At 66.5% G+C, this 13,232-nt stretch carries 12 protein-coding genes; 7 read left to right on the forward strand and 5 right to left on the reverse strand.

Going from position 1 to position 13,232, the window contains the following annotated elements:
* Window positions 1-75: 75 nt before the first annotated feature.
* From L1965_RS11550 to L1965_RS11560, 3 genes are all read right to left on the reverse strand, one after another.
* Window positions 76-969 carry a DMT family transporter gene (locus L1965_RS11550; RefSeq protein ID WP_235756595.1) on the reverse strand — a complete coding sequence of 298 codons (894 nt, stop codon included), beginning with the start codon at window positions 967-969 and terminating at the stop codon, window positions 76-78.
* 125 nt (window positions 970-1,094) lie between these two features.
* Window positions 1,095-1,394 (reverse strand): HU family DNA-binding protein, encoded by a 300-nt coding sequence (locus L1965_RS11555; protein WP_235756596.1) that lies wholly within the window; start codon window positions 1,392-1,394, stop codon window positions 1,095-1,097.
* 150 nt (window positions 1,395-1,544) lie between these two features.
* Window positions 1,545-3,029, reverse strand: a complete 1,485-nt coding sequence (locus L1965_RS11560) for an AMP nucleosidase (RefSeq protein WP_235756597.1) — start codon at window positions 3,027-3,029, stop codon at window positions 1,545-1,547.
* A gap of 94 nt (window positions 3,030-3,123) precedes the next feature.
* On the opposite strand from L1965_RS11560, the gene L1965_RS11565 reads away from it, so the two are divergent.
* Entirely contained in the window at window positions 3,124-3,978 is an 855-nt protein-coding gene (locus L1965_RS11565; protein WP_235756598.1) for an SDR family oxidoreductase, read from the forward strand.
* A 54-nt stretch (window positions 3,979-4,032) separates the two neighbouring features.
* Window positions 4,033-5,256, forward strand: a complete 1,224-nt coding sequence (locus tag L1965_RS11570; RefSeq protein ID WP_235756599.1) for a UbiH/UbiF/VisC/COQ6 family ubiquinone biosynthesis hydroxylase — start codon at window positions 4,033-4,035, stop codon at window positions 5,254-5,256.
* Between the two features lie 78 nt (window positions 5,257-5,334).
* Here L1965_RS11570 and L1965_RS11575 read toward each other — a convergent pair whose 3' ends face one another.
* Both L1965_RS11575 and L1965_RS11580 read right to left on the reverse strand, forming a co-directional pair.
* A complete protein-coding gene (locus tag L1965_RS11575) occupies window positions 5,335-6,765 on the reverse strand; it encodes a UdgX family uracil-DNA binding protein (protein ID WP_439332087.1) in 1,431 nt (476 codons plus the stop codon).
* Window positions 6,765-7,997, reverse strand: a complete 1,233-nt coding sequence (locus tag L1965_RS11580) for a putative DNA modification/repair radical SAM protein (protein ID WP_235756601.1) — start codon at window positions 7,995-7,997, stop codon at window positions 6,765-6,767. The genes L1965_RS11575 and L1965_RS11580 overlap by 1 nt, the downstream gene beginning before the upstream one ends.
* A 150-nt stretch (window positions 7,998-8,147) precedes the next feature.
* Here L1965_RS11580 and L1965_RS11585 point away from each other — a divergent pair, with 150 nt between their 5' ends.
* The 5 genes from L1965_RS11585 (at window position 8,148) to L1965_RS11605 (ending at window position 13,179) form a co-directional block, all read left to right on the forward strand.
* Window positions 8,148-8,741: a LolA family protein gene (locus L1965_RS11585; RefSeq protein WP_235756602.1), complete on the forward strand. Its 594-nt coding sequence runs from the start codon at window positions 8,148-8,150 to the stop codon at window positions 8,739-8,741.
* A 125-nt stretch (window positions 8,742-8,866) separates the two neighbouring features.
* Entirely contained in the window at window positions 8,867-10,120 is a 1,254-nt protein-coding gene (locus L1965_RS11590; RefSeq protein WP_235756603.1) for an MFS transporter, read from the forward strand.
* Between the two features lie 75 nt (window positions 10,121-10,195).
* Window positions 10,196-10,978, forward strand: coding sequence for an HAD family acid phosphatase (locus L1965_RS11595; RefSeq protein ID WP_235756604.1), 783 nt, complete (start codon window positions 10,196-10,198; stop codon window positions 10,976-10,978).
* A 62-nt stretch (window positions 10,979-11,040) separates the two neighbouring features.
* Window positions 11,041-11,724 carry an HAD family acid phosphatase gene (locus tag L1965_RS11600; protein ID WP_235756605.1) on the forward strand — a complete coding sequence of 228 codons (684 nt, stop codon included), beginning with the start codon at window positions 11,041-11,043 and terminating at the stop codon, window positions 11,722-11,724.
* Between the two features lie 465 nt (window positions 11,725-12,189).
* The gene (locus L1965_RS11605; RefSeq protein ID WP_235756606.1) at window positions 12,190-13,179 is read left to right on the forward strand and encodes a glycosyltransferase; all 990 of its coding nucleotides are present in this window, start codon (window positions 12,190-12,192) and stop codon (window positions 13,177-13,179) included.
* The last annotated feature ends 53 nt before the right edge of the window (window positions 13,180-13,232 follow it).

Below are 13,232 nucleotides of genomic sequence, written 5' to 3' on the forward strand. Positions count from 1 at the left end.
CGGAAAGGTCCCGCACCGGGGCGACCCGATGCGCAGGAATGCCTTCGTGCGCCGGATGCAAGGGCCGGCTGGGGTCTATGAGGGCGGCGGGCGTTTCACGGGCGCGGGGGCGCGCGACAACTGGACCGCCAGGATCCCCGCCATGATGATCGCGACGCCCAGCACATCGCTGAGGCCAAGGCGCTCGCCCAGCACCAGGGCGGCGATCGTCACGCCGAAGAACGGGCTGAGAAAATGGAAGGTCGCGGCCCGCACGGCACCGATGCGACCGACCAGCATGAACCACACCCAGGTCGCGGCCAGGCCAGGCACGAACACGGTATAGGCAAAGGCCCAAGCAAGGCGCGGAGTCACGGTGACCTGCCAGCTTTCGAAGAACGGGCCGATCACGGCCAGCGAGATCGACCCCACCAGCATCTGCAACCCGACCACCATCATCACGTTGCCGCTGCCGCTGGCACCCCGCACGGTCAGCGCGGCGATCGCAAGGGCCAGCGCCGCCAGGAATCCCATGGCGATGCCGACCGGATCGCTGCCACCCTGCAAGCGCACGCCCATGATGATGCTGACCCCGACCAGCCCCAGAAGCAGGCCCGCGATCCCCATCGGACGCAACCGCTCGCCCAGCACCGACCAGCCGAGGAAGGCGACCATCAGCGGCATCGTGGCCGCGATGATCGACGCCAGCCCGGCCTCGATCCACTGCATCGCAACCCAGTTCAACCCAAGATACAGCGCGTTCTGGCACAGCCCCAGTATGACCACCGCCCGCCACTGGCCGGGCGTCAGCTTGCGCCATGTCTCGCCCATGGCCAGTGCGATCAGGATTCCGATGCCGCCCGACAGCGCAAAGCGCAGTGCCAGCGACAGCAGCGGAGGAGCCTCGGTCACGATCATCCGGGTGGTCGTGAATGCCGAGGCCCACATGAGCGCGAAGCCGACACCCATGAATATCGCGCGTATGTCCATCGACCGGGCTTTCTTGCAGATGATGCAGAATAGCTAGCAGAGAGCCCGGCGGACGAAAAGAGCGCATGAAAAAAGGGGCACACCGAACGGCGCGACCCCCTTCAATCCGACTTGCCGGGAATGGATCAGCTGTTGACGCTGTCCTTGAGGGCCTTGGCAACCGTCACCTTCACCTGCTTGTCGGCGGGCTTGGTCATCATTTCCTGGGTCTGCGGGTTGCGAACCTGGCGTTCGGGACGGGCACGGCAGGCGATCTTGCCGATACCGGGCAGGGTCACGGCACCGCCATTGGCGACTTCGCGTGTCACGACGGACGCAATGGCATCCAGAGCAGCCGATGCCGACTTCTTGTCCGACCCCATTTCTTCGGCCAGCGTCGCCACCAGCTGGGTTTTGGTCATCGGTTTTGCGGAAGGCGTTACCATAGTTTCTGTCTCCTCTTGCCCTGATTTTCCGGGCCCACAAATTGCGCCTTTGGCGGCATATCGCCTGCTACACACGGTTTTGACGGGCAGATCAAGCCTTTTTCGCGAAACGCGCGAAATGCTGCGACTCAATGCCCGGTTGACGCATGGTCAAAGGAATGCCGTCTCGCTGAAGGAACGCAATTTCCGCGAATGGATGCGTTCCAGCGGCATTTCCCGCAGCTTCTCCATCGCAAGGATGCCGATCAGCAGGTGATTGGCGACCTGCGTCCGGTAGAAGTCGGTGGCCATGCCGGGCAGCTTCAACTCGCCATGCAGCGGCTTGTCGCTGACGCAGAGAAGGGTCCCGTAGGGCACCCGGAACCGGAATCCGTTCGCGGCGATCGTGGCGCTTTCCATGTCCAGCGCGACCGCGCGCGACAGCGACAGGCGATGGACCGGTCCGGACTGGTCGCGCAACTCCCAGTTGCGATTGTCGATCGTGGCGACCGTGCCGGTCCGCATGATCCGTTTCAGCTCGTAGCCGTCCAGTTGCGTGACCTCGGCGACAGCTTCCTGCAGGGCGACCTGGACTTCGGCCAGGGCCGGGATCGGCACCCAGACCGGCAGATCGTCGTCCAGCACGTGATCCTCGCGCAGATACGCGTGCGCCAGCACGAAATCGCCAAGGCTTTGCGAATTGCGCAACCCCGCGCAGTGCCCGACCATCAGCCAGGCGTGCGGGCGCAGCACCGCAATATGGTCGGTGGCGGTCTTCGCGTTCGACGGGCCGACGCCGATATTGACCAGGGTGATGCCCTGCCCCGCCTCGCGCTTGAGATGATAGGCCGGCATCTGCGGCATCTTGGGCAGCGTCACCAGCGGCGCCTCGGGGTCAGCGATCTCTCGGTTTCCCGGCGCGACGAAGCCGGTATAGCCCGAGGCCGGATCGGCCAGTGCGCGACGGGCGAACGCCTCGAACTCGTCCACATAGAACTGGTAGTTGGTGAACAGGACGAAGTTCTGGAAGTGTTCGGCCGCCGTCGCGGTGTAATGCTGCAACCGCGCCAGGGAGTAATCCACCCGCTGCGCGGTAAAGGCCGCCAGGTGCTGTGCCCCGTCAGGCAACGCGGATGCGACGCCGTTCACGATGTCGTCGTTCATCGTGCGAAGATCGGGGACATCGAAGACATCCCGCAACGAGAAATCCAGCACGCCCTCCTGCGGCACCGCCAGATCGCTTTGCGCCGCCACGGCGAAATGCACCGGCATCGGCGTGTCACTGACGCCGACCGTCACCGGGACGCCATGGTTCTTGACCAGCAGCCCGATCTGTTCGGTCAGGTAGTTCCCGAACAGATCGGGCCGGGTGATGGTCGCGGCGTAGCTGCCCGGGGCGACGACATGGCCAAAGGACAGGCGCGAATCAACCTGTGGATGGCTGGCGACGGTCAGCCGCAGTTCGGGATAGAAGGCGCGATATCGCGCATGAGGCTTGCCGCCCTCGATCAGCCGGCTGAAATGCCCCAGCAGGAACTGCGTCGCCTCGGCATAAAGCTGCTGCAGACGCTGCACCGCGGCACGAGGGTCGCTGAACTGGTCGCGCGCGGCGGGTTCAGGCGTCTCGATCGGCAGAAAGCGGGAATCCGTATCCATTGTTCTTGTCCTTGTGACTGACGGAACCCTGCCAGCGCGCGGCGCGGCAGGCAAGCGTCTGGCATCCGCGCCGGCGCGCGGCTAATCTGCCGTCATGGAGATGCTTGTTTTCGGTCACGGCTACTCGGCCGGTTTTCTGACGCCCCTGCTGATTGCACGGGGCTGGCGCGTCATCGGCACGACTCGCCGCGACACCGGGCGGGTCGCGGCGACGGGGGCAGAGCCGCTCTTGTGGCCCGGCCACGAGGACAGGTTGCGCGCCGCCATCGCCCGCGCGGACGCCATCCTGGTCTCGGCCGCTCCGGGCGAGGGCGGCGATCCGGTGCTGGCCGATTTCGCCGACGACCTGGCGCAGGCCCGGCCAGGCTGGCTTGGCTACCTGTCCACGACCGGCGTCTATGGAGACGCCGGCGGCGGCTGGGTGGACGAGACGACGACGCCCGCCCCCTCGACCCGTCGCGGCAGGGCGCGGGTGCAAGCCGAAGCCGCGTGGCAGGACCTGGCGCGGGCCCACGCCCTGCCCCTGCATGTCTTCCGTCTGGCCGGGATCTATGGGCCGGGCCGCGGCCCCTTCGCCAAGCTGCGCGCCGGCACGGCGCAGCGTGTCGTCAAGCCGGGGCAGGTCTTCTCGCGCATCCATGTCGAGGATATCGCGCAGGTTCTGCTGGCCTCGATCGACCGCCCGGATGCTGGCGCGATCTACAATCTTTGCGACGACCAGCCGGCACCGCCCCAGGATGTGATCGCCTGCGCGGCCGAGATGCTGGGTGTCCCGGTCCCGCCCGCCGTCGATTTCGCGGATGCCGATCTTGGACCCATGGCGCGGTCCTTCTATGCCGACAGCAAGAGGGTCCGGAACGACCGCATCAAGACCGATCTCGGCGTTCGACTGCGCTACCCGGATTACCGCAGCGCGCTGGAAGCGATCCTCGAGGCCGAGAATGCCTGACCCGCGCGTTCCGTCGCATGGACTTTGCCGGCACGGCATGCATGATCCCCGGCCATGATGACGGATTTCGATGTCGTGATTGCGGGCGGGGGCCTGAACGGCCCGGCCCTGGGGCTGGCTCTGGCGGGGGCCGGGCTGCGCGTCGCGGTTGTTGATCCGCGCCCCGCCGAGGCCCGGGCAGGCGACGCGTTCGACGGTCGCGCCTATGCCATGGCTGTGGCCTCGCAACGCATGATGAAGGCGCTGGGGCTTTGGGACCAGCTGCACGCGCACAGCCAGCCGATCCTTCAGGTCAAGGCGTCACAGGGCCAGCCGGGCGCCGGCGCCGCGCCGCTGTTCCTGCATTTCGACAGCGCCGAGATCGAGGAAGGCCCGGTCGGCTACATGCTTGAGGACCGGTTCCTCTATCGCGCGCTGCTGGCCGCGATGAACAGGCGGATCACCCATCTGCCGGGCGTGTCGGTGACCGGCCAGACGCCAGGCAGTTCAAGCGTCACGATTGGCCTGTCCGACGGCCGCGAGACGACCGCGCGGCTGCTGGTCGGCGCGGACGGGCGGGGGTCCGGGGTGGCCGCGCGTGCCGGGATCACGCGGCGCGGCTGGGATTATGGCCAGACCGCGCTGGTCGCCGCCATCGACCATGAATTGCCGCATCAGGGCATCGCGCATCAGTATTTCATGCCGACCGGCCCGCTGGCGATCCTGCCGCTGCCCGGCAACCGCAGCAGCGTCGTCTGGTCCGAGACGCGCGCCAACGCCGATGCGATCGCGGCCCTTCCGGATGGGTTCTTTCTCGAGGTCCTCCGGCCCCGCTTTGGCGACTTCCTGGGCTCGATCGCCCTGGCCGGGCAGCGTTTCTCCTATCCGCTCAGCCTGTCGCTGGCCGACAGATATGTCGCCGAGCGGGTTGCACTGGTGGGCGATGCCGCCCACGGGGTGCATCCGATCGCCGGTCAGGGATTGAACCTGGGGCTGCGCGATGTGGCGGCGCTGGCCGAAACCGTGATTGACGCGGCGCGGCGCGGCGAGGATATCGGCTCGCCCCTTGTCCTGGAGCGGTATCAGGGCTGGCGTCGGTTCGATGCGACCAGCCTGGCACTGGGAATGGACGCGGTGAACCACCTGTTCGGCAACGACAATCCGGCGCTGCGCGTGGCGCGCGGGCTGGGCATGGGCGCGGTGACGGCGTTCCCCGCGCTGCGCCGCCGCTTCATGCGGCAGGCGGCCGGGCTTTCGGTGGACCCGATGCCGCGACTGCTCGCCGGGCAAGACCTCTAGGGCGCGACCGGAATATCGCACGGTCTCGAACGCAACTCAGGCATCCGTCGCGGCGCCTGACGGGCGCCGGCCCGCGTTTCAGCGATCCGGTTGGTCAGACGCCAGAAGGGCGGCGGCCATGGCCAGGTCGCTGGCGAATTCCGCCCGTGCCTGCTCGGCCGGCCGGCCCGACCGGCGCAGGATCAGGCTTGGGTGCCAGGTGATCAGCACCCTGCCACCGTCGCGCCCGATCTCGACCTTGCCGCGCCTCGGCGTCAGCGGGCTGCCATCGCCGGTCAGCGCGAGGGCCGCGCTTGCCCCCAGCGCGACGGTCAGGCGGGGCTGCACGAAGCGCCGCTCCAGATCCAGCCACCAGCGACAGTGCCGGATCTCTCCGCCGTCTGGATTCCGGTGGATGCGCCGCGTGCCGCGCGTGGCAAACTTGAAATGTTTCACGGCATTGGTCAGCCAGGCACGCTCGATGCCCGCAGCGGCCGCCTCGTCGCGCAGCAACCGCCCGGCCGGACCCACGAAAGGTTGGCCCTGAAGATCCTCATGATCGCCCGGCGCCTCGCCCACGATCATCAGCTTCGCATCGCGATCCCCCTCGCCCCAGACGGTCTGCGTCGCCGCGTGGCACAGATCGCAGCGCGTGCAGCGCATCGCCTGTTCGCGTGCGGCCTCGAGGCTGTCGGGCGGGCGGTCGTCAGGCAACTGGCGAAGGCGCGCGGTGACGCGCGCCGCGAAGGCCGGGGCTTCGGTCGCGCCGGCCTCTTGCATGGCCTCGACGCGACGGGGCGCGTCGGCCAGCATCGCCGGGATCAGCCGCGTCTCGGGCAGGTTCTTCCAGTACTTCACCGGCATCTCGGACCGCATCGCGGCAGTCTTGACGCGTGCCGGGTTGAAAATACTGGCGAAGTAGGTTTGCCACAGGCCGTGGCTGGCATCGGGCGGCAGTTCGGGCCGGCTTTCCGGCGGCGCGTATGTGACCGCATCGCCCGCAAAGCGCGCAACCCCTTCGGGCGTGGCGATCAGCCAGTCCATGTCGGCAAATCGCCTGGCAAAGAACGGCGCTCCGGCCTCGAGGATCGGATGTTCGGGTTCGAACCACGCGCCGAAGCGACGGCGCGGTCCCTGAGCGGGCAGTTCGTGGAACCGTACGAAAGCATGCATCTTGTGGATATCACGTCGCACGGAGCGGGCCATGCGGGACAGCCGGTCCCGCAAGGGATCGGCCGGATTGCCCAGAAATCGACGATCGTCCTGAACGCGAATCAGCGCCTGGTAAAGCAGCGCCCACCGTTCCGGATCGGAATGGCTGGCGACCTGGGCGGCAAGTTGCAGGAAGTCGCGCGTCGCGACGACAGGATGCGGACCAACCGGCGGCAAGGGCGCTGCCCCGAAAAGGTCGGGGTCACTGTCGGGATGCCTCCAGGCCACCCGCCCCGGATCGACACGCGCGCTGGCCAGTTGCCTGGCGGCCTGTCGCCACGATGCGAACCGTCCGAAACGCGGCAGCTCGACCCGGATCACAGCAGTTGCAACTGCTCGGCCGGCGGCGCAAACCGGGCGCGCAACCCGGCGCTGTCGGTCAACGCGCCGGGCCGCCAGTCGGGCAGCGTCACGAACGCACGCGCCTTCGCCATGATCGCGCCCATCCGCAGCAGATCGGCATAGCGCACAGGGCCGTTGCGACGCGCCGCAAGAATGCGACCGACCGTCCTGGTTCCAAAACCGGGAACGCGCAGCAGCAATTCCCGCGGGGCGCGCGCCACATCGACCGGGAACTGCGCACGGTTCGCCAGCGCCCAGGCAAGCTTGGGATCGATGGCCAGATCCAGATTGCCCGAAGGATGCGCCGCGCCGATCTCGTCGGCGTCGAAACCATAGAACCGCATCAGCCAGTCGGCCTGGTACAGCCTGTGTTCGCGCATCATTGGCGGCTTTGTCAGCGGCAGCGATTTCGACGTGTCCGGGATCGGCGAGAAGGCCGAGTAGTAGACGCGCTTCAGGCGATAGCCGGCATAAAGATTCGACGATGTCCGCAGGATGTCGCAATCCGTCGCCGCGTCCGCCCCGACGATCATCTGCGTGGACTGGCCGGCGGGCGCGAAACGTGGCGGGCGCCTGCCCCGGAGCGTCTTGTCCTTCGCGGCTTCGCGCCCCAGCCGGACATCGGCCATCGTGGCGCGGATCGTCTCGGGACGCTTTTCCGGTGCAAGCCTGCGGATGCTGGCATCCTGCGGCAATTCGATATTGACCGACAGCCGATCGGCGAGAAGTCCTGCCTCGGCCACCAGTTCGGGGGCGGCATCCGGGATCGTCTTCAGGTGAATGTAGCCCTTGAAGCCATGATCGACCCGCAACATTCGTGCGATGCGGACCATGTCGGACATCGTCTGGTCGGGGCTGCGGATGATACCCGAAGACAGGAACAGCCCTTCGATCATGTTGCGTCGATAGAATTCCAGCGTCAGCGTCACGACCTCGTCGGGCGAAAACCGCGCGCGTTCGACATTGCTGCTGACGCGATTGATGCAATAGGCGCAGTCATAGATGCAGAAATTGGTCATCAGGATCTTCAGCAGGCTGATGCAGCGCCCATCGGGCGTATAGGCGTGGCAGATGCCGCTGCCGCCCGCCGAACCGACACCGCCCGACCGCGAATCGCGCCGCGAGGTGCCGCTGCTGGCGCAGGAGGCATCATATTTCGCCGCGTCCGACAGGATCGCCAGCTTCTGCTGAAGGGTGGGTGCTGACATGCCGACAGCGTATGTTCCATGTTTGTTCTTTTCAATATGATTCATGCTGCAACATGCGGCCCGCAATCGTCACGACCGCGCGAGCGCTGACGCGGCATTCTTCCGCCAGACGTGATGTGCAGCCTGGATCAAAGGAGATATATTGGCGCCATGAACATCAGATCGCTCGCCCTTGCGCCCGCCCTCATCCTTGCCCTTGCCCTGCCGGCTCTGGCCGAGAAAATCCCCCTGAGCGAGCTGTCTCGCTATCTCAACAGCCTGAAGACGGTCACATCTGCCTTCACGCAGGTCAATCCCGACGGCACGATCTCGACAGGGACGGTCTATATCCAGAGGCCGGGCCGCGTTCGCTTCGAATACAACAACGACAATACGCTTGTGCTGGCCTCGGGCGGCACGGTCGCGGTGTTCGATCCGAAATCCTCGGGCGGGCCGCAGCAATATCCGCTGTCGAAGACCCCGCTGTCGATCATTCTGGATGCGAATGTGAATCTGGGCCGCGCCAACATGGTGACCGGCTATACCGAGGCAAAGAACGCAACGGTGGTGACCGCACAGGATCCGGCCCATCCCGAATACGGCAATATCCAGATGGTCTTCACCAGCCCGACCGAGTTGCGGCAATGGGTCGTGACGGACGATGCCGGCACGAAGACCACCGTCATCCTGGGCGAGATGCGCAAGCTCGGCACGATCCCGGCGTCGAAATTCTCGATCGGGACCGAAACGGCGCGCCGGAACTGACAAGGACAAGGGCGGCGGTCGGGCAGACGCATCAGGCGCGGTGATCGGTTTCATCATGAAAGCCGGCTTGATCTCGGGGTGTTGAGGGTCCAAGGCTGCAACGACTCCCCGCAGCGCGACGACCGATGACGCCTCAAGCCCGCCTGTTCACCCCCGTCCTGATCGGCGGCTCGCTGATCCTGCTGATCAATTTCGCGCTGCGCGCCAGCTTCGGGATGTTCCAGATCCCGATCGGCGAGGAATTCGGCTGGCCCCGGGCAGAGTTCAGCCTGGCCATCGCCATCCAGAATCTTGCCTGGGGGATCGGGCAGCCGATCTTCGGCGCGCTTGCCGAACGCTGGGGCGACCGGTGGGCCGTCATCCTTGGCGCGATCCTGTACTCTGCGGGCCTCATCCTGACCGCCTTCGCGACCAGCCCCGCGACCATGCAGATGCTGGAGGTGATGGTCGGCTTCGGCATCGCCGGCACCGGCTTCGGCGTGATCCTGGCCGTGGTCGGCCGCGCCGCCAGCGACGAGAACCGCAGCCTCGCCTTGGGCATCGCGACCGCCGCAGGGTCCGCGGGACAGGTCTTTGGCGCCCCGCTGGCCGAGATCCTGCTGGCCTTCTACAGCTGGCAGGCAGTGTTCATCATCTTCGGCGTGATCGTGCTGGGCTGTCTGGCGTTCCTGCCGATGCTGGGCGACGGCAAGCCCGCCACCCGAACCGAGTTGGAGGAAAGCCTGGGCCGCGTGCTGAGCCGCGCCTTTCGCGATCCGTCCTATCTGATGATCTTCACCGGCTTCTTTTCCTGCGGCTATCAGCTGGGCTTCATCACCGCGCATTTCCCCGCCATGATCGCCGAGATGTGCGGCCCGATCGCGCCGGGCGGCATCCTGGCCGGGCTGGGCATCTCGACCACGTCGGCGTTGGGCGCGGCGGCGATCAGCCTGATCGGGTTGGCCAATATCGCCGGCGCGATCTATGCCGGCTGGCTTGGCAAGCGATACACCAAGAAATATCTGCTGGCCGGCATCTATACGCTGCGCACCATCGCCGCGGCGGCTTTCATCCTGACGCCGATCACACCGGCCACGGTGATCGTCTTTTCGCTTGTCATGGGCGCGCTGTGGCTGGCGACCGTGCCGCTGACCTCGGGGCTGGTCGCGCATATCTATGGGCTGCGCTACATGGGCACCCTCTATGGTTTCGTCTTCCTGTCGCACCAGATCGGTTCGTTCCTGGGGGTCTGGCTGGGCGGTTGGCTGTATGACGTCTATGGCGACTATACGCTGGTCTGGTGGGTCGGCGTCGGCGTCGGGGCATTCAGTGCGCTGATCCATCTGCCGGTTCGCGAGGCGCCGATCCGGCTGGCGCCCGCGCCGACCGTCGCATCCTGACGCTTGCCGCAGCCTCAGGCGCTGCCTTATCGTAAGCCTCTGGCCGCCTGTTGCGGCCGACAGAGGGGGGGAACGATGATGCGTATTCGCAGGGGAACCGCCATTCTTGCCGCCACGGCAGGGCTGATGCTGGTCGGCGCCGCCGCCGCGCAGGAGGCCGCGCCGGCCGATGACTGCGCGGTGCGCGAATTTGCCATGGGTTTGCGGTTTCAGCAGCAATCGGCCGAGATTCGGGCGCTGCAATTGCAGGCCTACAACATCGCCAGGATGCGGCTGGATGCCGCGGTCGAGGGCGCCGAAGACGCCTCGAAACTGGCCGTCGTCACCGATCTGGACGAGACGGTGATCGACAACACCGCGCTTCTGGCGCGCGACCTGGCGGATTGCCACATGTACGACGCCTGGGACACCTGGCTGCCCTGGGAACGTGAAGGGTTGCCGGCACTGATCCCCGGCGCGCTGGACTTCCTGACCCATGCCGACCGTCTTGGGGTGACGATCCGCTATATCTCGGACCGGGCCGACCAGCAGAAATCCGACACCATGGCCACGCTGACCTCGCTTGGCTTGCCGCAGATCAGCGAGGAATCCGTGCTGCTGCTGGGACCACCCAAGGTCGAGCGGCGCGACATCGTCAGCGCGGATCACCAGATCGTCCTGCTGCTGGGCGATACGCTGCATGATTTCGACGGGCGCTTCCGCAAGACGCCGCTGGACGCACAACGCGCCACCGTGGTCGAGGAGTCCGCGAAATGGGGCACGGAATGGATCGTGTTCCCGAATGCGGGCTATGGCACCTGGTCGGGCGCTTCGCTGACCGAATGGGCTGCCGAGCCGGTCATCGAGCCTTGGGAATAGGGCCTGTTTGACCTTGGCGCGCGCCCGGCCTAGCGTCGCGGCGCGCAACCAAGGACGATCCGATGACCCAGGCCCGTACGCCCCACGACCATGCGATGGCGATCCGCTATCAGCAACGCTCGGCCGAGGTGAAGGCCCTGCAACGCCAAAGCTATGCGCTGGCGACCCTGCGACTGAAGGCGGCAGTCGATGCGGCGGGCGGTTCGGGCAAGGGTCTGGCCGTGGTCAGCGACATCGACGAGACGATCCTGGACAACAGCGCGATCATGGCCCATGCGATGGTCCACCAGGGAGACAATGTCGAGACGTGGAAACTGTGGGAACGCGAGGGCGACCCGCATCTGATCCCGGGCGCCGCGGACTTCTTTGCACTGGCCGATCGGCTGGGGGTGACGATCTTCTACGTTTCGGACCGCTTCGACGAGAACAAGCTGGCGACCATCGCCACATTGTCGCGTCTTGGCCTGCCTCAGGTCTGCGCCGCCCATGTTCAGCTTTTCGGCCCCCCCAAGGCCGAGCGCCGCGCCGCGATCGAGCGCGAACACCGCATCATCCTGCAACTGGGCGACACGCTGCACGATTTTCACGGCGCCTTCGCCGGAATCGGGCTGGACGACCAGCACAAGCTGACCGAACACCACGCAGATCGCTTCGGCGAGGATTGGATCGTGTTCCCGAACGCCGCTCACGGCACCTGGATGGAGGCCGAAATTCGCCCCTGGACCGCGTCGGCGACGACGCGCTGATCGCAATTGGCCGCCCCCGATCCTCGACGCCCCCGATCCTCGACACATCGGGACCGGTTTTCACCAATCATCGAGATCCATCGCCAGGATCCCGTCCGGTGTATTGGAAGTTCGCTTCTTGTGGACCCTGCGATGGTCATGTTCCAGCGCGCCGGGGCTGTGAGGTTGCCGTTTTCTGGTCTCGGCCGGGTCAGGGACCGCATCCTCTGTCGAGCGCGGCCTGATCCAGGTCCCGATGGCGCAGACCGTGTCCATGCCGCGCGACCGCGAAATCCTGGCCGATGACGCCCTGTCGGTCGAAAGCCCCCGGGGCAACGGACCGCCTGCGCGGGCCCTCATCCGGCGCAGGCGCCCGGGCTTGTCGATCTTTGCCATGCCTGATAAGGCCGCGCATCGATTATCCGAAATCGCGCTGTTTCCGCCGTGTCATGTGTCGCCGGTTTCGCCTTGCAAGAGGTTTCAGCGATGGGTCCACAAGCGGACGACACGGTCAGCCGCCTCGGGATCGGCGCAGTCGTGGTGACCCATTCACGGCTCGACAAGCTGCGCCAGACGGTGTCGCGGCTTCTGGCCGAGGATCTCGATCATGTGCTGGTCTTCGACAACGCATCCGATGACGGCACCGCCGAATGGCTTGCGACGCTTGGCGACCGACGCCTGATGGTGCGCCACAGCGCGCGCAATCTGGGCGGCGCGGGCGGTTTCGCGGCGGCGCTGCGCGAGATGCGAGACCGAGTCGATCCCGACTGGGTGGTGGTCATGGACGACGACGGGCGGCCGGCCCCGGCAGCCATCGCTGGCTTTCGGGCTATGGACCGCGCTGGCTGGGATGCGATCGGGGCGGCGGTCCTTCACCCGGACGGTCGGGTATGCGAGATGAACCGCCCCTACCGCAACCCGTTCTGGCGCGGGCCTGAATTCCTGCGCACATTGCGCGGCCGGGGGCGGCACGGGTTTCACCTGCAGGATCCTTGCTATGCAGCCGATGCGCCCATGGTCGAGGTGGACATGGCCTCGTTTGTCGGGCTGTTTCTCTCGCGCAAGGCGCTGGCGCGCGCCGGACTGCCGGATGCGCGGCTGTTCGTCTATGGCGACGATCAGCTTTATACGCTCAACATGCGTCGCCTGGGGTTGCGGATCGGGTTCGCCCCGCAGATCCGTTTCGAACATGATACCGAAGCGCGGCAGGGTGCGACCGGCGTGGTGCTGAGCCCGCTGTGGAAGGTCTATTACATGTACCGCAACGCGCTGATCGCCTATCGCGTCGCCGCCGGGCCGTTCTTCTGGCCGCTGGTGCCGGTTCTGGCCCTGAAATGGCGGCGCAAGGCGCGCGATTACGGGCCCGACGCAGGTCGATTCCGCCGCATTCTGCGGGTGGCGTTTCGCGACGGGCTGGCGGGACGGCTGCACCGCAGCCACGCCGATGTCCTGGCGCTGGCCGAGCGCGACGGCTGATCGGTCAATCTGCTTGCCCGATACGGCAACGCCCCGATATGCACGGTCTTGCG

The organism is Paracoccus salsus (assembly GCF_021556615.1).
GTDB classification, from domain to species: Bacteria; Pseudomonadota; Alphaproteobacteria; order Rhodobacterales; family Rhodobacteraceae; genus Paracoccus; species Paracoccus salsus.